This is a genomic window from Streptomyces sp. NPDC059582 (assembly GCF_042735715.1).
Lineage (GTDB): Bacteria > Actinomycetota > Actinomycetes > Streptomycetales > Streptomycetaceae > Streptomyces.
Map to the genome: position 1 here is coordinate 244787 of NZ_JBHWCC010000004.1, position 25412 is coordinate 270198.

The window sequence follows — 25412 nt, forward strand, 5'->3', positions numbered from 1 at the left end:
CAGTTCCCTGTTCATGAGTTGTGCGGTAGCTGTGCCCCGCCACTGAAGCACCTGTGCAGGCCGAGGGGGGTCGGAGCAGGTGCAAGGAACCGACAGACACGCGGTCATCCGCGTGTGGGGGGATGACTCATGACGTCGACGCCGATGGGCGCCCGGCACAACTTCGACCCGTCACAAACCACCCAGCTCCGGACACCTTCGCACTCGACCGGCCAGTTCCGCCGGATGAAGAAAACGCTTCCGAGATACGACTACGAGCACTACAGCCGACTGGCGGGACCCCTCACACAGCCCGACCCGAACCAGCCGTACAAGGTGCAGTACCGCTCGCTGCTCTCGCAGGAGCCGCACCGGATCCGGGCTGCCCTCATGCTGGGCGCGGCCCCACTGCTGTCGCTGATCCTGCTGGCCTGGCTGCTGCGGCCGGAGCACTGGACCTCGCGCGACTACCCCGCCTTCTCCTGGCTGCCCGCGCTCGACATCGTCATGCTCGTCTCGATCGGTCTGATCGAGTTCTTCCGCTGCATGAACGTACTGTCGAACGCGCACGCCACGCTGGTCGCCCGCGACCCGATCCCGGTCGTGCCCGAGACCGGCACCAGAGTCGCCTTCCTGACCTCCTTCGTGCCCGGCAAGGAGCCGCTGGAGATGGTGACCAGGACCCTGGAGGCCGCCGTTCGGCTGCGCCACCGGGGTCTGCTGCATGTCTGGCTCCTCGACGAGGGCGACGACCCCGAGGTCAAGGAGGTCTGCGCCCGGCTCGGGGTGCACCACTTCTCCCGCAAGGGCGTCGAGAAGTGGAACCGGCCCAAGGGCGCGCACCGGGCCAAGACCAAGCACGGCAACTACAACGCCTGGCTGGAGGCGCACGGCGACGCGTACGAGTACTTCGCCTCCGTCGACACCGACCACGTGCCGCTGCCGAACTACCTGGAGCGGATGCTCGGCTTCTTCCGCGACCCGGACGTCGGCTTCGTCATCGGCCCGCAGGTGTACGGCAACTACGACACGTTCGTCACCAAGGCCGCCGAGTCCCAGCAGTTCCTCTTCCACGCGCTGATCCAGCGCGCCGGCAACTTCTACGGCGCGCCGATGTTCGTCGGCACCTCCAACGCCGTACGCATCAAGGCGCTGAAGCAGATCGGCGGTCTGTACGACTCGATCACCGAGGACATGGCGACCGGCTTCGAGATCCACCGGCACCGCAACCCGGCCACCGGCCACAAGTGGCGGTCGGTCTACACGCCCGACGTGCTCGCGGTCGGCGAGGGGCCGAACGCCTGGACGGACTTCTTCACCCAGCAGCTGCGCTGGTCCCGGGGCACCTACGAGACGATCCTCAAGCAGTACTGGAAGGGCTTCTTCTCGCTGCCGCCTGGCAAGCTCTTCAACTACACGATGATGATCATCTTCTACCCGATGTCGGCCCTCAACTGGATCCTCGCGGCCCTGAGCTGCGCGCTGTTCCTGGGCCTGGGCGCCTCGGGCGTGAACATCGACCCGACCGTGTGGCTGATGCTCTACGGCAACGCCTCCGCACTCCAGATCGGCCTGTACATCTGGAACCGGAGGCACAACGTCTCCCCGCACGAACCGGAGGGTTCGGGCGGGGTCGCCGGCATGGTGATGTCGGCGCTGTCCGCGCCGGTCTACGCCCGCTCGCTGATGGACACGGTGCTGCGCCGCCGCAGCAGGTTCGTGGTGACGCCCAAGGGCGACTCGGCCAGCCCGGACACCCTGTTCGGCACGTTCCGCATCCACCTGTTCTTCATCCTGGTCTTCGCCGGGTCGATCGCCGCCGGCTTCCTCCAGGGGCACTCCCACCCCGCGATGCTCGTCTGGGCCTCGTTCGCCCTGCTGATCACCGCGTCGCCGATCTTCGCCTGGCGGTACACGCTCCGGCAGGCGCGGAAGCGGACCGCCGAGGCCGCCCCGGAGCCGCAGGACGCGGTCCCGGCGCCGACGCCGGCTCCGGCTCCGGCCGCCGCGCCGGTGCCCACGCCGTACGCGGCACACGGCCCGGCGCCCAGGCCGACCTGGGCCGCCTCGAACGCGAGCGGCGACCAGACCATGCAGATCGCCCTGGGTGGACTGGGGGGACGTAAGGAATGAACGAGGGAGCCGGCCGCCGACGCGCCCGTCGACTCGCGATAGGTGCGGCGGTGGTCCTCGCCCTGGCCGGGATGAACGGCCCCTGGGTGTACCGCGTCGGAACCGAGAAATATCACGAGTACGCGATCAACAGACCGGAGTACAAGGCCGACAACGGCCGCTGGCAGATCGTGGAGTTCCCCGAGGAGTACCGCCAGGACACCATCCACGCGGTCCTCCTGCACACAGGCAAGGTCCTGCTCGTGGCGGGATCGGGCAACAACCAGGACAACTTCGACGCCAAGAAGTTCGACAGCCGGATCTGGGACCCGGTCAAGGGCACCATCAAGAAGGTGCCCACCCCGAGCGACCTGTTCTGCACGGGCCACACCCAGCTCGCCGACGGCAACATCCTCATCGCGGGCGGCACCAAGCGCTACGAGAAGCTGAAGGGTGACGTCACCAAGGCCGGCGGCCTGATGATCGTCCACAACGAGAACCCCGACCAGCCGATCACGCTGCCCGCGGGCACGAAGTTCACCGGCAAGGAGAACGGCAGGACCTTCGTCTCCAAGGACCCGGTGCTCGTGCCGCGCGCCAAGAAGGTCTTCGACCCGAAGACCGGCAAGTTCCTGCGCAACGACCCCGGTCTGGGCCGGATCTACGTGGAGGCGCAGAAGAGCGGCGCCCGGTACCAGACCGGCACCCAGGACAACTACGGCATCGCGGGTCTGACAGGGGCCGACGCGCGCAACACCTACGGCATCGCGCAGAAGCTCGCCCTCGACAAGAAGGACTTCCAGGGGATCAGGGACGCCTACGAGTTCGACCCGGTCGCCGAGAGGTACGTCAAGGTCGACCCGATGAACGAGGCCCGCTGGTACCCGACGCTCACCACCCTGAGCGACGGCAGGATCCTCAGCGTCTCCGGCCTCGACGACATCGGTCAGCTGGTCCCGGGCAAGAACGAGACCTTCGACCCGAAGACCAAGAAGTGGAGCTACCTCTCGACGATCCGCCAGTTCCCCACGTATCCGGCGCTGTTCCTGATGCAGAACGGCAAGATCTTCTACTCGGGGTCCAACGCGGGCTACGGACCGGACAACGTGGGCCGTGAGCCGGGCATCTGGGACGTCGCCACCAACGCGTTCGTCAAGCTGCCCGGGCTGAGCGACGCCGACCGGATGGAGACGTCCGGCACGGTGCTGCTGCCGCCCGCGCAGAACGAGACGTACATGGTGATCGGCGGCGGGGGGGTCGGTGAGTCCAAGCTGTCCAGCAACAGGACGCGGCTGATCGACCTGAAGGACGCGGCTCCCGCGTTCGTGGACGGGCCGACGCTGGAGAAGGGCACCCGGTACGCGCAGTCCTCCATCCTGCCCGACGACACCGTGCTGGTGTCGGGCGGCTCGGAGGACTACCGGGGCCGCGGTGACTCCGACATCCTCCAGGCGCGGATCTACCACCCGGACAGCAACACCTTCACCCGGGTCGCCGACCCGCTGGTGGGCCGCAACTACCACTCGGGGTCGATCCTGCTGCCCGACGGGCGGGTGATGTTCTTCGGCTCGGACTCGCTGTACGGCGACAGGGCCAACACCAAGCCGGGCACGTTCGAGCAGCGCATCGAGATCTACACACCGCCGTACCTCTACCGGGACTCGCGGCCGTCGCTGTCCGGGGGCCCGCAGACCGTCTCGCGCGGCGACACGGGCACGTTCACCTCGCAGCACGCCACGTCGATCAGGAAGGTGCGGCTGATCCGGCCGAGCGCCTCGACGCATGTCACGGACGTCGACCAGCGGTCGATCGCGCTGGACTTCAGGACGTCCGGCGACAAGATCACGGTGACCGTGCCGAAGAACGTGAACCTCGTCCAGTCGGGGTGGTACATGCTGTTCGTGGACGACGATCAGGGAACGCCGAGCGAGGCGCAGTGGGTCAAGGTGCGTTAGGGCTGCGCCGGCGGGGCGTTGTCCGATGCGGGGGCGTTCTCGGGGGCGGGTGTTGTCGGGACGGAGCTCTGTCGGATGCGGGAGCGTCGTCGGATGCGGGAGCGTCGTGGCCTGGCGCGCAGTTCCCCACGCCCCTGATAGGTCGTGGCTTGGCGTGTGGTCGTCCGCGCGCCTGACAGGGCGGGGCTACGCGGGTGGTCCGCGCGCCTGAACAGGGCGGGGCCTGGATCGTGGGTCCCCGCGCCCCTGAGGGGGCGCGGGGTGGGGTTACTTGGAGGCTTTCGCCAGGTTCAGGGCGTAGTCCGGCCACCACTGGCCTGCCTTCGGGCCGCCCTTGCACTCGCCGTCCGACTCTCCCGGTCGTTTGACCCAGAGGTAGGCGTCGACCAGCGGGTCCGCCGTGCTGGTCGTCGGGGGTTCGCCCAGGGCCCGGCCCGGCGGGTTGCACCAGCGCTCGTCCGGATCGCCGCCCGTGTACGGCCCGTTGCCGTTACGGCTGGTGTCGATGACGAAGTGCTTGTCGCCGACCTTCGCCGACAGCTCCTTGCCGTAGTCGAGGGACTCCTGGGTGGAGTAGAAGTTGGAGACGTTGACCGCGAAGCCGTCGGCCCCGTCGACGCCCGCCGACCGCAACGGCTCGACCACCTGGTCCGGGTGGCCCCAGCCGGCGTTGCCCGCGTCGAGATAGACCTTGGTGTTCTTCAGGGACGTGAGAGCGCCGACCGCGCCCTTCAGGAGGTCGTAGCGCTCCTCGTGGAACTCCTCCGGGGTGCAGCCGTCCACCAGGTGCAGGAGGGCGTCCGGCTCCAGGACCACCGTGGCGGGACGGTCCCCGATCCCCCTGGCCACGCCGTCGATCCAGTTCCGGTAGGCGTCGCCGTCGGCGGCGCCGCCCTGCGAGTACTGCCCGCAGTCGCGGTGCGGGATGTTGTAGAGGACCAGGAGTGCCGTGCGGCCCGCCCGGTCGGCGGCCTCGGTGAAACCGCGGGCCTCCCGCTCCGGACTCTCCGGGCCGATCCACTCGCCGGTCGGCTGCTCGGCTATCTTGCGGATCTGCTCGGCCTCGTCGTCCTTCCCGGCTTTCGCGTAGGCCGCGAGCTGCTGTGCCGCGTTGCCGTCCGGGTTCACCCAGAACGGGTCGGTCCGCTCGGGCCGTTGAGTGACTCCGGCGCTCGTGCCACCGCCGGGTCCGCCGTCGTCCCCGCCTCCGGAGGAGCATCCCGCGATGGTCAGCGCCGCCCCCAGCGCCACCGCGAGGATCCCACCCCGTACCGGAGACCGCGCCCCCCTCGTGCCGTACATCCAACTCCCCCTCGGGTGCACTGTTCTGCGCGGTTTTTCCCGGTCTCAATCCTGACATACGTCTCCGTACGCCCACGAGATCGCGCGGGCTTGTCCGACAGCTGTTACAGGGCGCCGCAGCTGGGTAGGCGCGCGCCATCGGGGGCCTCGGCGAGGAGGCCGGCCCAGCGGGAGGGAGTGCGCCGCCATGCGTGACACCACCAGGGAACTCCGGCTGGCGGCGGCGCTGGTGGAGGCGGCGGACACGCTCACCGACGGCTTCGACACCGCGCACTATCTCCAACGGGTCTGCGACCACTGCGCGGAGCTGCTGGAGGCGCGGGCCGCCGGGATCATGCTGATCGACGGTGGCGGGGCGGTGTCGCTGGCCGGCAGCAGCCGCCGCCAGGAGGTGGCTGTCGATCTGCTGCGGGCCCAGCACGGCGGTGGCCCCTGTCTGGAGAGCTACGGCACCGGGCGGCCGGTCGCGCCCCTCTCCGTCCGGGCCGCCCACGCGGACGCGCGCTGGCCGGACTTCACGGCCGCCGCACTCGACCACGACATCGCCGTGACCTTCGCGGTCCCGCTGCGCCGCCGCGGCACACCGCTCGGCGCGCTCAACGTGTTCGGCTCCGTGGCGGCGGACGGCGACAAGCACCTCCCGGTCGCCCAGTGCCTAGCCGACGCGGCCGCCGTCGGCGTGCAGAACCAGCGCACGTACGCGCAATACCGGGCTCTCTCCTCGCAGTTGCAGGCGGCCCTGTCCGGCCGGGGCCTGATCGAGCGGGCCAAGGGCATGCTCGCCGAGCGCTGGGGAACCTCCGCCGACACCGTGTTCGCGGCGTTGCGGCGGTACGCGCGCCGGCGCCGGCTGCCGCTGGACGACGTGGCGCGGGCGGTCACCGAAGGGCGCCTGGACGACAGCGAGTTGCGCGACCCGCCGTAGTGCGTGGGCCACCTGCGGGGATGACGGAGAGTCACTGGTCGGGGACTTGGTGTCATACGCCCTCTAGGCCCGGAAGCACATCCGTTCTACAGTCTTCTCGGACGGCCCGAGCCCCGGTCGGCCTCGCGCTCACCGGGGCTCGCGCAGCCTCCCGCGTCGGTCGCCGGGTTACTCCCGCAGCCCGTGCGCACGCGGTCGAGGACCGGCCCGGTCGGCGGTCCCAAGGGGGAGCGGGCCGCCGACCGGGCCAGGTGACCCCACGGTCCGCCGTGCCGGTCCCGACGGACGGTCGCGCCCCGCCGCTCACCCGGCGGTCCCCGACAGGTACGCCGAGACGATCACGTTGGCCGTGTAGCCGCCGCGCAGCCGGTCGTAGCTGCCGCCGCAGGTGATCAGCCGCAGTTCGGCCCGCCCGGACTCGCGGGGGCCGTAGGCCTGGTGGGCGTCGAAGTGGTCGCGGGCGACCACCTGGATGTCGTCGACGGTGAACTCGGCGACCGCGCCGTCGTCGCGGGCCACCCCGATCGTCTCGCCCGGCCGCAGCGTGCTGAGCCTGTAGAAGACGGCGGGCCGGGTCTCGGTGTCGACGTGCCCGACCATCAGCGCGGTTCCGGCCGCCCCCGGCTTCACCCCGCCCCCGTACCAGCCGACCGCATCCGCCTGGTCGAAGGGCGGCGGTTCGATCGCCCCCCGCGGATCCAGTCCCCGGGCCACGACCGGCGCCCGCACGCCGAGTTCGGGGATGTCTATGCGCTGCGGCAGCGCGGGCAGCAGTGGCCGGGCCGCGGGCGGCAGCGAGGCACCGGGCGGCGGGCCGACGGCCGCCGGGTCACCGGTGGCCGGCGTGGATGTCCCCTGGCGTACGTCGGTCGCCGCGCGCCCCCACAGCCAGAGTCCGAGCAGCAGCAGCGCCCAGGCCGACCCGGTCAGCAGTCGGCCGCCGCCGGAGGAACGCGCTCCGTTGTCGGGCACGGCCGCTCAGCCCGTCCGGCGGCTCCGGCGGGCACTGCGGAGCGTCACGGCGGTGGCGGCGACGCCCGCCAGGACCAGGCCGGTGACCGTGTCCGCGGTACCCGGGCCGTCCGCGTAGGTGTAGGTGTCGACCGAGGCGAAGTGCGCGGTGCCCCCGCCGCCCGCGGCGACCGGGGCGATCGGGGAGGCGGCGCCGGACGGTACCGTCGCGCCATCGCCGGAGACGGTGACCGTGCCCTGTACCTGGAAGTCGGCACAGGTGATCCGCACGTCGTACGAGCCGGGCCCGGCCGAGGTGCGGATCCGGGCCTCTCCGGCCATCGCGCCGTCGGCACCGGCCAGCCGGGCGTCCGCGACGAACGCCCGTGAGACGGCGGTGGCCGTCGTCCCTTCGCAGCCGCTGACCCGCAGCGCGACATCGGCGCCGGGCGCGGCGGACGAGGGGGTCACGGAGACGCTCCCTCCGTCCGCCGCGTACGCCGCCGAGGTCAGTGCCGTCACCGCGACCGCGAATCCGGCGCAGAGAGTGACTTTCCATGAACCCATCGTGAAACCTCCTGGTATCAGGAGGCTCCCCCCGGGGGCGCGGCCCCGCATCCGCTGCGGGGCCGCATTGCTCCGAACGGGTTGTCCTGCCGGTCCCGGGGGTTTCAGATCCGCTCGACGAGATCCGCGATGGAATCCACGATCTGGGACGGCCGGTACGGGAAGTCCTCGACCTGCTCGGGCCGGGTCAGGCCGGTGAGCACCAGGAACGTCTGCATGCCGGCCTCCATGCCGGCCAGTACGTCGGTGTCCATGCGGTCGCCGATCATCGCGCTGGTCTCGGAGTGGGCCCCGATCGCGTTGAGCCCGGTACGCATCATCAGCGGGTTGGGCTTGCCCGCGAAGTACGGGTTCTTGCCGGTCGCCTTGGTGATCAGCGCGGCCACGGCGCCGGTGGCGGGCAGCGGGCCCTCGGTGGACGGGCCGGTCTCGTCCGGGTTGGTGCAGATGAAGCGGGCGCCGCCGAGGATCAGCCGCACGGCCTTCGTCATCGCCTCGAACGAATACGTCCGGGTCTCGCCGAGGACGACGTAGTCCGGCTCGTGGTCGGTCAGGATGTAACCGATGTCGTGCAGCGCGGTGGTCAGGCCTGCCTCGCCGATGACGTACGCCGTGCCGCCCGGCCGCTGGTCGTCCAGGAACTGGGCGGTGGCCAGCGCCGAGGTCCAGATGGACTCGACGGGCACGTCCAGGCCCATGCGCCGCAGCCGGGCGTGCAGGTCGCGCGGGGTGTAGATCGAGTTGTTGGTGAGGACCAGGAAGGGCTTGCCGGACTCGCGGAGTTTCTTGAGGAAGGCGTCGGCGCCGGGGATCGGGACCCCCTCGTGGATGAGCACACCGTCCATGTCGGTGAGCCACGACTCGATGGGCCTGCGGTCTGCCATGTGCGGGATCTCCTGCCGTACGCGGTACGTGAGCCCCAGCCTAGACACAGGCCCGATCTTCGGGGAACGGCCGTCTCACCCCCCGCGTTCAGCGCCGCCTGCGCGCCAGCACCAGCACGCCACCGGCCGCCAGCAGGACGAGGGTCGCGGCGAGCACGGCGCCCTGGACGCCGAGCCCGGTACCGGCGAGCTGGTCGGCGAAGGGGAGATCGTCCTCGGCGGTGGGGGAGCCGGTGGGGGCGGTGCCTGGGACGGTGAGAGCGGTGCCTGTGGGGGTGGACGTGAGGGCGGCGTGCGGGGAGGCGTCGGGGTTGAGGGCGGTGGAGGGCGCGGAAGGGGAGTCGGGGGCGGGAGTGCGGCCGGCGGTGGGGGCGGCCGTGGGACCGGTGGTGGGGGCGGTGTGGGCGCCCGGGTCCGAGTCCGTGCCCTCGTCCGTATTCGTGCCCTCGTCCGTATTCGTGTCCTCGTCGGTGTTCGTGTCCGAGTCGGAATCGGAATCGGAGTCCGAATCGGAATCGGAATCGGAGTCGTCGTCGGCCTCGGGCTCGATGCGGAAGCTGTAGGCGTTCGACTCGCCGACCCAGTCGCCGTCGTCCTCGTGGCGTTGGACCACGGCGGCGTTGACGGTGACCTGGTTGGGCACGGCGTCCGAGGTGAGGGCGAGCCGGATCTTCACGGTGACGGTCGCACGGGGGCCCACCGTGAAGCCGGGGAAGGTGTCGGCTCCGTTGCCCTCCGCACCGAAGGCGCCGACCAGTTCGGCCTCGTCGGTCGTCTCGAAGGCGACGGGAAGGGGGCGCACCCCGTCGTAGAACTCCATGCGCGGCTGTGTCGGCTTCAGGGCGTGCTGCCCGTCGACCAGCACGACGACCGGGTGGATGCCCGAGCAGGAGCGGTCGGTGGTGTTGGTGAGGTCCAGGTACCAGATGCCGTATTCACCGCCGGCCTCGTAGGAGGCGGGGCCGCCGTGGATGCGGGTGGTGAGGGGGAACGCGCTGTCGCCGGCGGCGGCGCAGGCCGTGCCGGTGTCGACGGAGGCCGCTGAGGCGGTCACCGCGGGTCCGGGGAGGAGGGCGGCGGCTGCCGCCAGGCAGAGGGAGGCGGGCGTGCACGGTCGCATGGTCAAGTGACCCTGCCGGGAGAAGACCGCCGGGTGGCGGCGCCATGCCGGGGCGGAGGGCGACAGAACTCGAACGAGTGTGCAATTCCGTCCGATCGGCGCACCCCGGTTGCCGCCTCGGAAAACGTCGGTCTCGGTGGCGTCCACTTCGAGCTCGGAAACCGTCCAGCCTCAGGAGGCGTCCCCAGGAGACGTCCCCCAGGGGCGCCCCTCAGGAGCCGCCCTCCGGAGCCCCCCTCAGATGTCGCCCCGTCCGAACAGCGGTCCCAGCAGCAACTGCGCCGCGCCCTCCGCGACCGCCCGCGCCCCGCCCGGCGCCAGCCGTACCGGCACCGCACCCTCGGCCGCGCCCTCGCGCCGGGCCCGCGCGTCGAGCACCTCCGCCACCCCGCGCACGAACCGCTCCGGCGCCGCGGCGACGGTACGCCCGCCGAGCAGCACCTGGTCGATGTCGAGCAGCCCCACCAGGTTCGCCGCGCCCGCGCCCAGCACCCGTGCCGCCTCCTCGACATCACCGCGCGCCACAGCGCCGAGACACAGCGCCTCGATACAGCCGCGGTCGCCGCAGGTGCAGGGCGGCCCGTCGAGCTGGATGACCTGGTGCCCGAACTCCCCCGCCCCGGTCCGCGCGCCCCGGTGCACGTCGCCGCCGACCACCAGCCCGGCGCCGAGTCCCGTGCCCAGATGCAGATAGGCGAAGGAGCCGTCCTCGCCGCCGACGGCCAGTCCGAGCGCCGCCGCGTTGGTGTCCTTGTCGACCACCACCGGTACGCCCCCGAGCCGCCCGGCGAGCGCTTCCCGCAGCCGGAACCCGTCCCACTCGGGGAAGCCGGTGACGCGGTGCAGCACGCCGTGGGCGTGGTCGAGGGGCCCCGGCAGGGCCACGCCGACCCCGAGCAGGGACCCGGCACCCCGGCGCGCCGCCAGCAGCTCCGCCTCCCGCGCCACCGCCGCCACCACGGCATCGGCCCCCGCGCCCAGGTCCAGCGGCCCGCCCCGCTCCCCCACCACACTCCCGGCGAGGTCGACCAGCACGGCCCGCAGCTCGTCCCGGTCCAGGTGCACGCCGACCGCGTACCCCGCCTCGGGCACCAGCCGCAGGACCGTGCGCGGCTTGCCGCCGGTCGACGCGCGCCGCCCCGCCTCGGTCAGCAAACCCTCCGCCCGCAGCCGAGCGGTGATCTTGCTGACGGCCTGCGGGGTCAGCCCGGTCCGCTCGGCGAGTTCGAGCCGGCTGATGCCGTCCGCGCCCGCGGTGCCCGCCGTGCGCAACAGGTCGAGGATCAGCGCGGTGTTGTGGCTGCGCACGGCGAGCAGGTTGGCCCCGGCCACCGCGCCCGTACCGCCGACACCGACACCGACGCTGCCGCCGACAGAGACACCGACACCGCGACCGCCGCCGCCCCCGCCACTGCCGCTCTTCGTCCTGTTCACCCCGCCATTCTCCCCCGCGCTTGCACTTTGGCAACAGCGTTGCGAAAGTGGGGGGCATGACTGGTACGACTGGTACTCCCCTCCGTGTGGGCCTGATCGGCTACGGCCTGGCCGGCTCCGTCTTCCACGCCCCCCTGATCGCCGCCACCGAGGGCCTGGTCCTCGACACCGTGGTCACCTCGAACCCCGAGCGGCAGGAGCAGGCCCGCGCGGAGTTCCCGGACGTCCGCGTCGCCGCCACGCCGGACGAGCTGTTCGACCGCGCCAACGACCTCAAACTGGTCGTCATCGCCTCCCCGAACAAGACGCACGTGCCGCTCGCCACGACCGCGCTGAAGGCCGGTCTGCCGGTCGTGGTCGACAAGCCGATCGCCGGCACGGCGGCCGAGGCGCGCGAGCTGGCGGCCCTCGCCGAGGAGCGCGGTCTGCTCCTCTCCGTCTTCCAGAACCGCCGCTGGGACAACGACTTCCTGACCCTGCGCAAGCTGGTCGACGAGGGCGAGCTGGGCGACGTATGGCGCTTCGAATCGCGCTTCGAGCGCTGGCGTCCGCAGCCCAAGGGCGGCTGGCGCGAGTCCGGCGACCCCGCAGAGATCGGAGGTCTCCTCTACGACCTCGGCAGCCATGTCGTCGACCAGGCGCTGGTCCTGTTCGGTCCCGTCACACAGGTGTACGCCGAGTCGGACATCCGCCGGCCGGGCGCCGAGACGGACGACGACACCTTCATCGCCCTCACGCACGCCGGCGGCGTCCGCTCCCACCTCTACGTCTCCGCCACGACCGCCCAGCTCGGCCCGCGCTTTCGGGCACTGGGCTCGCGGGCGGGCTACGTCAAGTACGGCCTGGACCCGCAGGAGGCGGAGCTGCGGGACGGGAAGCGGCCCGGCGCCGGCTGGGGCACGGAGCCCGAGGCGCTGTGGGGCCGTGTCGGTTCCGGGGAGTCCCCGCTGACCGGCGGCGGCAGCCCCGTACCGACCCTGCCCGGCGACTACCCCGCCTACTACGCGGCGGTGGCGAAGGCGCTCACCGACGGCGGCCCGAACCCGGTGACCGCGCTGGAGGCGGCCGCCGCCCTGGACGTCCTGGAGGCGGCCCGCCGTTCGGCCCGCGACGGTGTGACGGTGAACCTGTGATGAGCGGACGCGAGATCACCCCGAGGTTCGCCGCCGAGATCACCCCGAGCGTGGCGGACCTGGAGGCCCAGGAACGGCGGCTGGTCTTCCGCCGGTTCACCCACGACGACGCCTGGGCCCTCGGCTCGCTGCTGGTGGAACTGGCCCGGGAGCGTCAGGCCCCGGTCGCCGTCGACATCCACCGCGCGGGACAGCAGCTCTTCCACGCGGCGCTGCCGGGCTCCACCCCCGACAACGACGCGTGGATCGCCCGCAAGCGCCGGGTCGTCGAACGCTACGGCGCGGCGTCCTATCTCGTCGGCGCCCGGTTCCGGGCGAAGGGCACCACGTTCGAGGACTCCTCCCGCCTCGACCCCGACGCGTACGCGGCACACGGCGGTTCCTTCCCGATCAACATCGAGGGGGTCGGCGTGGTCGGCTCGGTGACGGTGTCCGGGCTGCCGCAGCTGGAGGACCACCGGTTCGTGGTGGAGGCGCTGGAGCAGTTCCTGAGCGAGTAGTTCGCGGTTCCTGAGCGCATGGTCCGTCCGCGGGATTACCGCGCGGCTCCCTCCGGTTGGAACCGACGTGCACGACGATCACGGCACGACACCCACCCGGAGGGAACGGACCCGATGACCGAGGCGACGAGCAGCGCGCGCACCATCAAGGAAACGATCGGCCGGTACGGCGTCTGGAGCGCGGGGCTCCGCTCGGAGGATCCGGCCCGGCGCGGCGACATCGCCGAGGCGGCCGCGGAACTGGAACAACTCGGCTACGGGGCCGCCTGGCTGGGCAGCAACAGCGCCGCCCGGCACGCCGTCCCGCTCCTCGAGGCGACGTCCCGTTTCGTCGTCGGCACGAGCATCCAGAGCATCTGGCAGTACGAGGCCGACGCGAGCGCGGCCGGATTCGCGGAGGTGGAGTCGGCCCACCCCGGCCGCTTCCTGCTCGGCCTGGGCGTGAGCCACGCGAAGCTCGCCGAGCAGTACCGCCGCCCGTACTCGGCGCTGGTCACCTATCTGAACGCACTCGACGCGGTCGGAGTGCCCGCCGGGCGCCGGGTGCTGGCGGCCCTCGGGCCGAAGACCCTGGAGCTGTCCCGCGAACGGGCGGCGGGCGCGATCCCCTACCTCGTCACTCCCGAGCACACCTCCCAGGCCCGTGAGCTCCTGGGTGAAGGGCCCTTGCTGGCCCCGGAGTTCGCGGTCGTCCCGGAGACCGACCCGTCCCGCGCCCGCGCCCTGGCCCGCGCGCACCTCGAGCGGTATCTCTCGCTCCCCAACTACACCGGCAACTTCCTGCGCCTCGGCTTCACCGAGGACGATCTGGCCGGCGGCGGCAGCGACCGCCTGGTCGACACGCTGTACGCGTGGGGCGACGAGGACCGGATCCGGGACCGGGTCGACGCCTTCCACCAGGCGGGCGCGGACCACGTGGCGATCCAGGTGGTGGACGGGGGCTCGGGAGACGACCTGCCGCGCGAGGCGTGGCGGAGGCTCGCGGCCGTACTGGTCTGACCGAACGGACCGACGTGGTCGGTCGGCCCGGCCTGACCGGTCGGGGCGGGCCGACCGGTCGGGCTAGGCGTCCTTCAGTTCCTGGCGCTGCCGGCCGAGTCCGTCGATCTCCAGCTCCACCACGTCACCGGCCCGCAGGTACGGCTTCGGCTCGGGCTGCCCCAGGGCGACCCCGGCCGGAGTCCCGGTGTTGATGACGTCACCCGGGTACAGGGTCATGAACTGACTGACGTACCGCACCACTTCGCCCACGGGGAAGATCTGCTCGGCGGTCGTGCCGTTCTGCTTCAGCTCGCCGTTGACCCACAGCCGCAGCGTGAGGGTCTGGGGGTCCGGCACCTCGTCGGCGGTCACCAGCCACGGCCCCAGCGGGTTGAACGTCTCGCAGTTCTTCCCCTTGTCCCAGGTCCCGCCCCGCTCGATCTGGAACTCGCGCTCGGACACGTCGTGCGCCACCGCGTAGCCCGCGACATGCGCGAGCCCGTCCTGCGCCGACTCCAGATAGCGGGCGGTCCGGCCGATGACGACGGCCAGCTCCACCTCCCAGTCGGTCTTGGTGGAGCCGCGCGGCACGAGCACCGTGTCGTTCGGCCCGATCACGGTGTCGGCCGCCTTGAAGAAGACGACGGGTTCGGCGGGCGGCTCTGCCCCTGTCTCGCGGGCGTGGTCGTGGTAGTTCAGCCCGATGCACACGACCTTGCCGATCCGCGCGAGCGGCGGCCCGACCCGCAGCCCGGTCGCGTCCAGCACGGGCAGCGCAGCGGCGCCATCGGCGTCACCGGCCGCGTCGACACCGGCGACGTCATCGGCCTCACCCGCTGCGGCGGCGGCCCGGATACGCCCGAGCGTCGCCTCGTCGGCGAGCAGCGCCCCGTCGACATCGGTCACGATGCCCGACAGATCCCGCAGGACCCCACGGTCGTCGAGCAGCGCGGGCCGCTCCGCTCCCGGCGTACCGACTCGCAGCAACTTCATGGTCACCATCTCCCTCGATCGCGGGCGCCCGGCCGATGTGTGCAGCCATCGGAGGACTGGTCGATCCTCCAAGTTCCGCGTCCAGTCCGCAATACCGTGTTCACGGACTGGACCCGGTCGCGCCCCGGCCTACCCCTGCCGGTCCCGCCGGGGCGCGGGCGTCTCAGCGGTACAGCGCCGCCCGTTCCAGGGTGCTCCACGTCGTGCTGGTCACCACGTACAACGCGGCCGCCAGCGGCATCACGGCCACGGTGACGAGCGTGAAGAAGGACATGAACGGCATGACCTTGCCGACCGCGCCGAGTCCGGGCACCTGCTCGCCGTCGCCCACCGCCCCGAGCGGACCGGCCGCCGCCGTCCGCTTCGTACGCCGGTAGTTGAAGGTGGCGACGGCCGTGACGAGCGCGAACAGCCCGAGATAGACGAGTCCCGGCGCCCCGAACACCCCGCCGTCGGCCAGGGCGTCGGTCCAGCGGTCCCCGAGCGGCGCGGCGAACAACTGGTGGGTGAGCAGGTCGTTGGGGGCGCCGCCGATCGTCCGGTTGGAGAACAGGTGGTAGAGCAGGAAGAAGGCGGGCAGCTGGAGCAGGCTCGGCAGGCAGCCCGACAGCGGCGACACCTTCTCCTCGGCGTGCAGTTCCAGCACCGCCTGCTGGAGCTTGTCGGGGCTCTTCGCGTGCTTCTTCCGCAGTTCGGCGATGCGCGGCTGGAGCGCGGCGCCGGCCCGTCGGCCACGAGCCGCGGCCCGGGACAGGGGATGCACGAGGAGCCGTACGAGGGCGGTGAACAGGACGATCGCGGCGGCGGCCGCCGAGGCGTGGAAGAGGGGTTCGAGCAGATCGGCCAACTGCTCGACAAGGCGCGCGAATACGGACATGGATGAGCCCTCCGGGGGTCTCGTCGTGCCGGGTGTGGTGAAGGTGCGACGGCATGACGACCCGCGCGGGGTCACCTACGACAGAAGGAGTCGCCCTACGCGGAGATCGCCGGGAGGGCGCGACCGGGTGCCCGGGGCCTGCGCCGGCCACGGGCGTCAGGATCGCGCTGGGGCAGGAACGCCGTGCGGCGGGCCCGGTCGCGGATGGCCGTACGCACCCGGGTGGGCGGCACGGCGGGCGCGCAGCGCGAGGCGAGGAGACAGCAGAGGGCGAGGGCGGACCCGGCCGCGGCGGTCGCGGCGAGCGCGACGGTGGCCGAGAGGCTGCCGGCGTCCAGCAGCGCGACCTCCAGGACCAGGAGCAGCAGCACGGCGGCGGGGCGCATGGCGGCCCAGCTGCGGATCATCGCTGCCTCTCCTCTCGTACGCGAGCCTTCCTCGACCCTTGCCGTCGACCGACGCCGTCGACCGATGGCCCTCGGCCGTCGGCCCTCGACCGTCATGCGCGATCGACGACGACGGGTTCCAGCAGCCGCCGGGGCTTCAGCAGGACCCGGCTGACCGGGTCCGTCGGGTCGGGGCCGAGATCGGGTCCCGGCACCATGAGGACGTCCGGGACCGGTACGACGGTTGCGCAGGCGGCGCATTCGCCGTACACACCGAGCTCCGTGCCGCACTCGGCGTGCCGGAACTCGCGCAACCGGGAGCCGTCGATGTGGTCACGCCCCCACCGGCCGAGCGACCGCAGCGTCGGCCACAGGGCCGTCCCGCGCTCGGTGACGACGTACTCGTCGCGCGGCGGCGACTCCTGGCGGCGCTGCTGTCGGTCGAGTCCGTACCGCCGGAGCGGCCCGCGATGGGTTCCGGCGCGCAGCGGACGTTCCGCTACCTCGGCTCCTGCGCGGGCGTGGCCCTGACCATCGCGATCGCCACGTCCTCGCAGAACCTGGCCCAGGGCGCGGACATCGCCCTCGCGGTCCCGGCGGGGCTCGCGGTGCTGGGCGCGGTCGGCGTGACCGCGCGGAAGTGAACGGTCGGCGTGACCGCGTGGAAGTGAACGGTCAGCGCGGCCGCATGGAGGTGAGCGTGCCCCACACCACCAGCCGGTACCGGGAGGTGTACTCCGGGGTGCACGTCGTGAGGGTGAGGTAGTAGCCGGGGCTGCGGTAACCGTAGGCGGGCCGGGTCAGGCTCCGGGGCACGGCCCGGATGACCCCCGAGTCACGGGCCGAGGTCTGCGGGAGCGTCCGGTCGACGGTGTACGTGTACACCGCGCTGCCGGTCTCCACCCGGACCTCGTCGCCCTTCCTGAGCCGGTTCACGTACCGGAACGGCTCGCCGTGGGTGTTGCGGTGCCCGGCGACGGCGAAGTTGCCCGCCTGGCCGGGCTGCTGGGTGCCCCGGTAGTGACCGACGTACCCCTTGTTGAGGACATCGCGCTTGCTGGTGCCCTCGGCGACGGGTACACGCAGGTGGAGGCGGGGGATGGTGAGGACGGCGTAGGCCTGGGACCAGTCGGGGGCCGACGCGGTTGCGGGGGCGGGCTGTCGGCGGGTGGCGGGGTGGTGGCCGGTTCCGCTCGGCGGTGCGGGCGAGGGGGCCGTTCCGCGGCCGGTGGCGCTTTCCTCGCCGCTGTCGCCGTCGCCGCCGTACGGGGAGTCCTCCGTCGCCCACTCGCGTTCCAGCGCCTCCACCTTCCGGTCGGCGCCCTGACGGGCCTCCCGGTTGGTCCACCACAGCTGGTGGACGACGAGGAGCAGGAGCAGGAGCCCGGCCGTCACGAGGACCTCGCCCACTCCCCACAGTGCCCGCCGGCGCCGGGCACGTCGACGACGGGTGCGGTGCTCGACGACACGGGGGCGCGTTCGTATTCGTATCCCTGCCCGGGCCCGCGCCCGGTCAGGGGGCCGTATCCGCATAACGCCTCCTTCGCACACCGGAGCGCCCGTGGTGGAGCGCCCACAGTGGAGCTCCCGTGGCGAAGCGCCCGTGGGTGGAGCGCGCGCCGGGGCCGCCCGCAAGATAAGCGGCGAAGGACGAAGTCGCCAGGCCCATACGACGGGCGGCGAAGGACGAAGCCGCCGAGCCCACGCGAAGGACGGCGAAAGGCGAACTCGCCGGGCCCACGCGAAGGACGGCGAAGGCGGACTCGCCGGGCCCACGCGACGGACGGCGAAGGCGGACTCGCCGGGCCCACGCGACGGACGGCGAAGGCGGACTCGCCGGGCCCACGCGAATGGCGGCGCCGGGCGCGCGGACGGCCACGGGCCGATGCAGGCTGGGCGCACGGAAACCGGACGGAAAGCCCGGACGGGAAGCCGGACCGAAAGCGCGGACGGCTCCCGGAACATCAGGACGCACGGGAGTGGTGTGCCATGCCCTTCGACCCCGACCCCGCCGCCGCGGCCTCGGCCGAACCACCCCCTGCCGTGCGGTCCTGGTCCGTGGACGATCTGCCCGCCCTCGACCCCGATCCGTTCCTGGACGAGATCCTGCGCGACGAACCGGTCACCCGGATCAGGCTGCCGCACGGCGAGGGACACGCCTGGCTGGTCACCCGTTACGAGGACGTCCGCTTCGTCACCTCCGACCCGCGTTTCTCGCGCTCGGCGCTCGTCGGCCGGTCCGTGACCACCATGCGGCCGACGCCGGTGGCGTCCCAGACGGCTGGACTCCAGTACATCGACGCGCCCCGGCACGCCCAGCTGCGCCGGGTCGTCGCCCGGGCGTTCACCGGCAGGAGCATGATGAGGCTGCGCCCGATGGCGGAGCGCACGGCCGCGGAACTGCTCGACGGGATGGAGCGGGCCGGGGCCCCGGCGGACCTCATGCAGCACCTGCACGGTCCCTTCCCGATCGCGGTGATCCGGGACTTCCTCGGGGTGGACGAGAGCGACTGGCACCTCTGGGCCCGGACCGGCGAGGACCTGCTGTCCGCGGGTGCGGACTCCGAGGGACGCGCGGCGGCGGCCCGGGAGTCGACCCGGGCCCGCGTCGTCGACCTCCTCGCGCGCCGCCGCGAGGACCCCCGCGACGATCTCGCCGGCGTCCTGGCGCAGGCCGCCTCGAGCGGTGAGATCTCGGACGCCGAGGCGATCTCCCTCGCCATGGCCATCCAGGTCAGCGGGGGCCACGCCGTACGCAACAACAGCGGCTCCATGATGTACGCGCTGCTCACCCACCCCGAGCAGCTCGACCGGCTGCGCCGCGAACCCGAACTGCTGCCGAAGGCCGTGGACGAGCTCTTCCGCTACGTCCCCCACCGCAACGGCGTCGGCATCCCCCGCATCGCCACCGAGGACGTGAAGGTCGGCGGTCATCTGATCCGCTCGGGCGAGGTGGTCTACAACGCCTACGTCTCCGCCAACCGCGACCCGTCCGTCTTCCCCGACCCGGACGCCCTCGACTTCGACCGCACCGGCGCCGGTCACGTCGCCTTCGGGCACGGCCCGCACCACTGCCTGGCCGCCATCATGGCCCGGATGGAGGCCGAGGTGATCATCAGCTCGGTCCTGACCCGCTTCCCCGGGATCCGGCTCGCCGTACCCGCGACGGAGGTGGAGTTCCAGTTCCAGGGACTGATCCGCGGTCCCAGGACGCTGCCGGTCGCCTGGTAGCCGGTCGACACCCGCCACGACTTCTTCCACAGGTTGGCGAAAGGGCTGTCGGATCCCTCGACAACCCGCGCGCCGCACCCGATGCTTCCTGTTGCCATGGACAGGACAGGCGACGAGGCCGGTTCGACGACGAGCGGCGTCGCGGGAAGCGGAGAAGCCATGATCCGACGCAGAACCCTGCTGGCTGCGGCGGGGGCCGGAGTCCTGGGCGGCACCCTGACGACGGGCACCGCCCACGCGGACGCGACGATCACCGTCAACCCCACGGTGGGGTACGGAACTTGGGAGGGTTGGGGTACCTCACTCGCCTGGTGGGCCAACGTCTTCGGCGCCCGGGACGACTTCGCCGACGCGTTCTTCACCACCGGATCGGTGACGTACAACGGCACGACGCTGCCCGGCCTGGGCCTCAACATCGCCCGCTACAACCTGGGCGCGTGCAGCTGGAACTCCGTCAACGGCGAGAGCATGGCGGCCTCCGCCAACATCCCCGCCTTCAAGCAGATCGAGGGCTACTGGCAGGACTGGAACAACGAGGACCCGACATCCTCGGCCTGGGACTGGACGGCGGACGCCACCCAGCGCGCGATGCTGGTGAAGGCGACCCGTCGGGGCGCCGTGAGCGAACTGTTCGCGAACTCCCCGATGTGGTGGATGTGCCTGAACCACAACCCGTCGGGCGCGGCGGGCGGCGGCAACAACCTCCAGTCCTGGAACTACCGCCGGCACGCCTCCCACCTGGCCGCGGTGGCGGCGTACGCGAAGGCGAACTGGGGCGTGAACTTCGCGACGGTGGATCCCTTCAACGAGCCAAGCTCCAGCTGGTGGACGGCGACCGGCACCCAGGAGGGCTGCCACCTGGACGCCACGGTCCAGTCGGCCGTACTCCCCCACCTGCGCAGCGAGTTGGACAAGCGGGGCCTGACGGCCACGAAGATCTCGGCCTCCGACGAGACGAGCTACGACCTGGCCCGCACCACCTGGAACTCCTTCAGCTCGACGACGAAGGGGTACGTGAACCGGGTCAACGTCCACGGCTACCAAGGCTCGGGCGGCCGTAGGGACCTGCTGTACACGGACGTGGTGACGACGTCGGGCAAGGCCCTGTGGAACTCGGAGACGGGCGACGGCGACGGCACGGGCCTGACCATGGCGAGCAACCTGCTCTACGACTTCCGCTGGCTGCACCCGACCGCGTGGGTCTACTGGCAGGTCATGGACCCGTCCACGAACTGGGCGATGATCGCGTACGACGCGAACACGCTGGCGGCGGGCGCCGTGACGACGAAGTACTACGTGATGGCCCAGTTCAGTCGCCACATCCGCCCCGGGATGAAGATCATCGACACGGGCGTCAGCAACGCGGTGGCGGCCTACGACGCGGCGGCGAGACGCCTCGTGATCGTCGCCGCGAACACCGACGCGTCCGCCCAGACGCTGACCTTCGACCTGTCCCGTTTCACGACCGTGACGGGCGGCTCCGGCGGCCTGGTCCCCCGCTGGAACACACTGACGACCGGCGGCGGCGACCTCTACACGCCCCACTCGGACACACATCTGAGCGGAAAGACGGTGAGCATGCCGTTCACGGCGAAATCGGTACAGACGATCCAGGTGGACGGAGTGACGGCCTAGCCCCGACTCCGTTCGCCCCCGGGTCTCCTGCTCTCTGGGTCCCTGGCCTGCAGATATCTCACTTTTTGCGCGGCCCGGCAGTACGGTGTCAACCATGCGCCCCGACACGCCTGCCGAGAACGTCGACCACACCGCCGAAGCGGCTCGCCTGGAGCGGACCGCCGGCCTGTATCCCGAGGACGCGGAAGCCCTGCTGTTGCAGGCCGCGGCCCACCTGGAACTGGCCGGCGACCGCCCCGCCGCGTCCACCCTCTACGACCGCCTGCTGAACTCCCACGAGACCCTGGAGAACCCCCTCCTGGTCCGGGCCCTGAAGGCCTCGAACCTCTGGGAGTACGGCCACGAGGCGGAGGCCCGAGCGATCATCGACGGCATCCGCACCGCGGCCCCGCGCGACCCGGCCCCCTGGGTGATCGTCGCGGAGTCCCTGGAGTCCCACGACGAGCTGGAGGCTGCGCAGGAGACGTTCACGGAGGGCGCGGGACTTCTCCTCGCCGACACGTCGGAACCCCCGTACGCCACCCACCCCCTCCTCTTCGGCCGCCACCGGGTACGCCGCATGCTGGGCGTACCGCACGACGAGTGGGACGCCCTGGCGGACACCCTGCACTCGTCCCCGGTCTCCCTGGACGAACTCCACGACCCCAAGCGCGTCTGGTCCCTGGGCTCGGACAACCCCGCGGAACTGGCCGCGGAGATCTCCCGCCTCCGAGCCGAACTGGGCACCTACCGCGAGGCGCTGTCCCGCCCGTTCCCGGTGGCGGTGCTGCACTGGCCGACGGGCGAACTGACGGAACTGGTCGCCGCGTATCCCGCGTTGGCGCAGGAGTACCCGTCCCACGAGACCCACCTCGCGACGATAGAGGCGTCCTTGCGGGAACTGTCCGCCTCCGGCACCCCCAACCTGGGCATCGTCACGGGCACGGTCCCGTCCTACGAGGCCTTCGCGGCCTCGGAGGGAACGTCCCCGGCGGACACCGACCTGCTCCCCCAGTACGCGACGACACTGGCGGCCCGGGGCCGCGCGGAGGCTTGGCCGCCGGAGCGGGGGGCGTTGTGCTGGTGCGGGTCGGGGCGGGGGTATGAGGGGTGTCACGGGGTGGAGTCATGAGGCACCCCACCCAGCCGTAGATCACTTGCTTTAAATAAGTAATCACAGTGGACCGGTTGTGGCGCATGGACTTGTCGGCGGTATCACCCCGCCTCGCTGTCGGCGGCCTCTGTTACACATGGGTGCAGTTCTGAGCAACCGGGGGAGCCAGCGTGACCGAGCCAACTGAGATGTCACAGCCTGTCGCAGGCTTGTACGAACAGCTCATCACCCTGCGCGTTGAGCAGCAGTTGAAGGAGTTGGGCAAGCTCGGCTGGCGCCCCGTGAGCGATGCTGTGGGAATCGAGTCCGTTCCCCACATCCTGGCCCGGCACGTTGCCGGGACCGTGCGGCACGTGTTGCAGAACCTGAAGCCCGAAGAGCGGGTCTATGCGGCCAACCACATCCTGGAGGCCATCAGCACCCTCGAAGGGGCGCAGGAGTGGGTGGACCTCGTCGCCGATGGCCCCCGCCAACTGCTAGCGCTGACGCGCCAGGAAGCGCCCGGTGTCTTTGCCGTGCGTCCCGCGATACCGCTCTCCGACACCGCGCTCATCACCAATGCCCCCGAAGACCCCAGTCTCGGCTTTGAACTACGCGCCGAGCTCGCCACGGCGGATCGCGTAGACCTGCTCTGCGCCTTCATCAAGTGGCACGGTCTGCGCATCATCGAGCAATCTCTCAAGGCAGCGCATGAACGAAAAGTACCCATACGCGTAATCACCACGACGTACATCGGCGCGACTGAGCGGCGCGCTCTGGACCGGTTGATCAAGGATTTCAACGCCGAAATCAAGGTCAACTACGAGACTCGCACTACACGCCTCCATGCAAAGGCATGGCTGTTCCGTCGCCGGAGCGGTTATGACACGGCCTACGTTGGCAGCTCCAACCTCTCCAAGTCCGCACTGCTCGATGGTTTGGAATGGAACGTCCGACTGTCCTCCGTCGCAACGCCTGATGTGCTGCGAAAGTTCGAAGCAACCTTCGAAGCGTATTGGAGTGACCGCTCCTTCGAGACGTACGATCCTGACGCAGATGGAAGCCGCCTGGAGGAAGCGCTGGCCATCGCCGGAGGCGCCTGCTCATCAACAGCAGCCGAGCACAGGATCACGCTATCCGGCCTCGACGTACAGCCGTATCCACATCAGCGAGACATGCTGGAGCGGTTGGAGGTAGAGCGGGAAGTGCATGACCGCCATCAGAACCTCCTGGTGGCGGCAACTGGCACTGGTAAAACCGTGATGGCTGCCCTCGACTACAAGGCGCTGCGTAAGAAGCACGGCCGAGATCTGCGGCTCCTCTTCGTGGCCCACCGTAGGGAGATCTTGCAGCAATCCCTACGGACGTACCAAGACGTCCTCAGAGATGCCAACTTCGGCGAGTCCTTCCATAGCCGAGAAATTCCGGAGCATTGGACCAACGTTTTCGCGAGTGTTCAGTCTCTGAACGCCCGTGCGCTGGCGCGACTGGCCCCGGATCACTTCGACGTGATCGTGATTGATGAATTCCACCACGGGACGTCGCCTACCTATCGAAGGATCCTGGCCCATTTCAAGCCTTTGGAGCTTCTGGGACTGACCGCCACACCTGAGCGCATGGACGGCAAGAACATTCAGGACGAATTTTTCGACGGCCGGATCGCCGCCGAGATGCGACTCTGGGAGGCATTGGAGAATGATCTCCTCAGTCCATTCCACTACTTCGGCATCAGCGACAACACCGACCTGACCGCTGTGAAGTGGGAACGGGGGTCTTACGATGCAGACAGCCTGAACGAGGTCCTTGGTGGCAACGGAGACCGTGCAGCACTGATCGTGCAAGCCGTGATGGAGAAGGTCGCCCATCCGACTGCCATGCGGGCCCTGGGCTTCTGTGTTTCGGTCGAACACGCACGATTCATGGCGGAGTACTTCCGCAAGGCCGGCTTCCAAGCGGTGGCCCTTTCTGGCGGGACTCCAGCCGAGGAGCGCAAGCAGGCGCTCGCCAATCTCAAGTCCGGTGCGCTACAGGTCATCTTCTCGGTTGATCTCTTCAACGAGGGACTCGACATCCCGGACGTAGACACCTTGCTTCTACTCCGCCCTACCTCCAGCGCCACGGTGTTTCTCCAGCAACTCGGACGGGGCCTTCGACGCACCGAGGACAAGGCCGTACTGACCGTGCTGGATTTCATCGGGCAACATCGCAAGGAGTTCCGCTTCGAGAATCAGTTCCGGGCCTTGACCAACTTGACCCGAAAGCGGCTTCTACACAGCGTCGAACACGGCTTCCCTCACTTGCCGTCGGGCTGCGAAATCCTCCTGGAGGAGAAGGCCAGGAAGACCATCATCGCCAACATCAAGGCACAGATAGGCGTCAATGTCACGGTTCTGGCCCGCGAGGTAGCCGACTACGCCGAGCAGGAGCTCAGCCGCTACCTGTATGAGAGCGGACGAGATCTCAAAGAGCTCTACCGAGGCAATGGCAACTCATGGACCGGCCTCTTGCGCCGATCTGGCCTCCTGCCGAGGGAGGCACCTGCGGGCGAAGAAGCACTTCTCAAGCGTGCCTCCTCCTTCCTACATGTGGACGACCCGCTCCGGGTGGCCGCATACACACGCATGCTGGGAGACGACGCCCCTACCTATAGCGATCTCGACGCGCAGGGGCAGGCTTACGCCCGCATGCTCTTCTTCCAGCTATGGCCGCTGGGCGGCATCACCCGCAAGGACTTTGCTAGCTACGACGCCGGGTTCACGACCTTGCGCAGACAACACGCATTCCGTAGCGAGTTGCGTCAGGTGCTGGCGTACAACCTCGCCCACACCGAACATGTCCCCATCCCGCTAGTCGGAATCGGAGGACGAGGCGGCGTCCCTCTCACCGTTCACGCCTCCTACAGCCGAGAAGAGATCCTGCCCGCCCTCGGAGAGTCCTACGTTGGCGGCTTTATGCCGGGCGACTTCCGCGAAGGTGTGCGGTGGTGTGAGTCGTTCAAGACCGACGCTCTCTGCATCACACTAGAGAAGGACGAAAAGGACTTTTCTCCACAAACTCGATATCACGACTACGCTCGGAGTGAGACTCTCTTCCACTGGGAGTCCCAAAACCAGATTTCCGAGACCTCCCGCACAGGTCTCCGCTATCAGCATCATGTCGCCGAAGGCAGCCATGTCCTGCTCTTCGTACGCCGCTACAAGAACAATGACATCGGCGGCCCGCAGCCATGGATGCTCTTGGGGCCGGCAACGTTCGTGGAGCACGCGGGCAGCAAGCCCATGGCTATTACGTGGCAGCTGGAACATGCACTGCCCGCCGACGTCTGGACGTACGCAGCTATCGCCACAGGCTAGGTCGCGGCCGGCGGCGGGCTAC

The 25412-nt window shown here is 70.4% G+C and carries 20 protein-coding genes and 2 pseudogenes; 11 read left to right on the forward strand and 11 right to left on the reverse strand.

Annotated features, from left to right (window positions below; all coding sequences use genetic code 11):
- Nucleotides 1-129 precede the first annotated feature (129 nt).
- Both ACFV0T_RS06105 and ACFV0T_RS06110 read left to right on the forward strand, forming a co-directional pair.
- Nucleotides 130-2112 (forward strand): glycosyltransferase family 2 protein, encoded by a 1983-nt coding sequence (locus tag ACFV0T_RS06105; RefSeq protein ID WP_385774944.1) that lies wholly within the window; start codon nucleotides 130-132, stop codon nucleotides 2110-2112.
- Nucleotides 2109-4046: a galactose oxidase-like domain-containing protein gene (locus ACFV0T_RS06110; protein WP_385774947.1), complete on the forward strand. Its 1938-nt coding sequence runs from the start codon at nucleotides 2109-2111 to the stop codon at nucleotides 4044-4046. The genes ACFV0T_RS06105 and ACFV0T_RS06110 overlap by 4 nt, the downstream gene beginning before the upstream one ends.
- A gap of 267 nt (nucleotides 4047-4313) precedes the next feature.
- Here ACFV0T_RS06110 and ACFV0T_RS06115 read toward each other — a convergent pair whose 3' ends face one another.
- On the reverse strand, nucleotides 4314-5348 hold the full coding sequence (locus ACFV0T_RS06115) for a glycoside hydrolase family 6 protein (RefSeq protein ID WP_385774949.1): 1035 nt from the start codon (nucleotides 5346-5348) through the stop codon (nucleotides 4314-4316).
- 187 nt (nucleotides 5349-5535) lie between these two features.
- Here ACFV0T_RS06115 and ACFV0T_RS06120 point away from each other — a divergent pair, with 187 nt between their 5' ends.
- Complete coding sequence (locus ACFV0T_RS06120; protein ID WP_385774952.1) at nucleotides 5536-6273, forward strand: ANTAR domain-containing protein; 738 nt, start codon at nucleotides 5536-5538, stop codon at nucleotides 6271-6273.
- 303 nt (nucleotides 6274-6576) lie between these two features.
- On the opposite strand, the gene ACFV0T_RS06125 is transcribed toward ACFV0T_RS06120, so the two are convergent.
- The 5 genes from ACFV0T_RS06125 to ACFV0T_RS06145 all read right to left on the reverse strand — a co-directional run bounded on the left by ACFV0T_RS06125 (nucleotide 6577) and on the right by ACFV0T_RS06145 (nucleotide 11229).
- The gene (locus tag ACFV0T_RS06125) at nucleotides 6577-7245 is read right to left on the reverse strand and encodes a class F sortase (protein ID WP_385774954.1); all 669 of its coding nucleotides are present in this window, start codon (nucleotides 7243-7245) and stop codon (nucleotides 6577-6579) included.
- A 6-nt stretch (nucleotides 7246-7251) separates the two neighbouring features.
- Nucleotides 7252-7791 carry a hypothetical protein gene (locus ACFV0T_RS06130; RefSeq protein WP_385774956.1) on the reverse strand — a complete coding sequence of 180 codons (540 nt, stop codon included), beginning with the start codon at nucleotides 7789-7791 and terminating at the stop codon, nucleotides 7252-7254.
- A 104-nt stretch (nucleotides 7792-7895) separates the two neighbouring features.
- Nucleotides 7896-8675, reverse strand: coding sequence for an HAD-IIA family hydrolase (locus ACFV0T_RS06135; RefSeq protein ID WP_385774958.1), 780 nt, complete (start codon nucleotides 8673-8675; stop codon nucleotides 7896-7898).
- An 88-nt stretch (nucleotides 8676-8763) separates the two neighbouring features.
- The gene (locus ACFV0T_RS06140; protein WP_385774960.1) at nucleotides 8764-9729 is read right to left on the reverse strand and encodes a hypothetical protein; all 966 of its coding nucleotides are present in this window, start codon (nucleotides 9727-9729) and stop codon (nucleotides 8764-8766) included.
- Nucleotides 9730-10032: 303 nt separating this feature from the next.
- Nucleotides 10033-11229 (reverse strand): ROK family protein, encoded by a 1197-nt coding sequence (locus tag ACFV0T_RS06145; RefSeq protein ID WP_385774962.1) that lies wholly within the window; start codon nucleotides 11227-11229, stop codon nucleotides 10033-10035.
- A 56-nt stretch (nucleotides 11230-11285) separates the two neighbouring features.
- Between ACFV0T_RS06145 and ACFV0T_RS06150 the strand changes: the two genes are divergently transcribed.
- From ACFV0T_RS06150 to ACFV0T_RS06160, 3 genes are all read left to right on the forward strand, one after another.
- Nucleotides 11286-12362, forward strand: a complete 1077-nt coding sequence (locus tag ACFV0T_RS06150) for a Gfo/Idh/MocA family oxidoreductase (protein WP_385774964.1) — start codon at nucleotides 11286-11288, stop codon at nucleotides 12360-12362.
- Complete coding sequence (locus ACFV0T_RS06155; RefSeq protein WP_385774966.1) at nucleotides 12362-12862, forward strand: heme-degrading domain-containing protein; 501 nt, start codon at nucleotides 12362-12364, stop codon at nucleotides 12860-12862. Before ACFV0T_RS06150 ends, ACFV0T_RS06155 begins: the two co-directional genes overlap by 1 nt.
- Before the next feature lie 114 nt (nucleotides 12863-12976).
- Complete coding sequence (locus ACFV0T_RS06160; protein WP_385774968.1) at nucleotides 12977-13861, forward strand: LLM class F420-dependent oxidoreductase; 885 nt, start codon at nucleotides 12977-12979, stop codon at nucleotides 13859-13861.
- Between the two features lie 63 nt (nucleotides 13862-13924).
- Here the strand turns inward: ACFV0T_RS06160 and ACFV0T_RS06165 are convergent, their stop codons facing one another.
- The 4 genes and pseudogenes from ACFV0T_RS06165 to ACFV0T_RS06180 form a co-directional block, all read right to left on the reverse strand.
- On the reverse strand, nucleotides 13925-14836 hold the full coding sequence (locus ACFV0T_RS06165; RefSeq protein WP_385774970.1) for a fumarylacetoacetate hydrolase family protein: 912 nt from the start codon (nucleotides 14834-14836) through the stop codon (nucleotides 13925-13927).
- A gap of 163 nt (nucleotides 14837-14999) precedes the next feature.
- Nucleotides 15000-15713 (reverse strand): YidC/Oxa1 family membrane protein insertase, encoded by a 714-nt coding sequence (locus ACFV0T_RS06170; protein ID WP_385774972.1) that lies wholly within the window; start codon nucleotides 15711-15713, stop codon nucleotides 15000-15002.
- A 95-nt stretch (nucleotides 15714-15808) separates the two neighbouring features.
- Nucleotides 15809-16120, reverse strand: coding sequence for a DUF6412 domain-containing protein (locus ACFV0T_RS06175; protein ID WP_385774974.1), 312 nt, complete (start codon nucleotides 16118-16120; stop codon nucleotides 15809-15811).
- A 92-nt stretch (nucleotides 16121-16212) separates the two neighbouring features.
- Nucleotides 16213-16530: pseudogene (locus tag ACFV0T_RS06180) on the reverse strand (winged helix-turn-helix transcriptional regulator); the annotation flags it as partial.
- Between ACFV0T_RS06180 and ACFV0T_RS06185 the strand changes: the two are divergent.
- A pseudogene (locus tag ACFV0T_RS06185) lies at nucleotides 16531-16743 on the forward strand (MFS transporter); the annotation flags it as partial.
- A 31-nt stretch (nucleotides 16744-16774) separates the two neighbouring features.
- Here ACFV0T_RS06185 and ACFV0T_RS06190 read toward each other — a convergent pair.
- On the reverse strand, nucleotides 16775-17632 hold the full coding sequence (locus ACFV0T_RS06190) for a class E sortase (RefSeq protein WP_385774976.1): 858 nt from the start codon (nucleotides 17630-17632) through the stop codon (nucleotides 16775-16777).
- Nucleotides 17633-18088: 456 nt separating this feature from the next.
- On the opposite strand from ACFV0T_RS06190, the gene ACFV0T_RS06195 reads away from it, so the two are divergent.
- From ACFV0T_RS06195 to ACFV0T_RS06210, 4 genes are all read left to right on the forward strand, one after another.
- On the forward strand, nucleotides 18089-19330 hold the full coding sequence (locus ACFV0T_RS06195) for a cytochrome P450 (protein ID WP_385774980.1): 1242 nt from the start codon (nucleotides 18089-18091) through the stop codon (nucleotides 19328-19330).
- A gap of 159 nt (nucleotides 19331-19489) precedes the next feature.
- Nucleotides 19490-20965: a beta-1,6-galactanase gene (locus ACFV0T_RS06200; RefSeq protein ID WP_385774982.1), complete on the forward strand. Its 1476-nt coding sequence runs from the start codon at nucleotides 19490-19492 to the stop codon at nucleotides 20963-20965.
- A gap of 94 nt (nucleotides 20966-21059) precedes the next feature.
- The gene (locus tag ACFV0T_RS06205) at nucleotides 21060-22076 is read left to right on the forward strand and encodes an SEC-C domain-containing protein (RefSeq protein ID WP_385774983.1); all 1017 of its coding nucleotides are present in this window, start codon (nucleotides 21060-21062) and stop codon (nucleotides 22074-22076) included.
- A 170-nt stretch (nucleotides 22077-22246) separates the two neighbouring features.
- Nucleotides 22247-25390: a DUF3427 domain-containing protein gene (locus tag ACFV0T_RS06210; protein ID WP_385775113.1), complete on the forward strand. Its 3144-nt coding sequence runs from the start codon at nucleotides 22247-22249 to the stop codon at nucleotides 25388-25390.
- Nucleotides 25391-25412 lie beyond the last annotated feature (22 nt).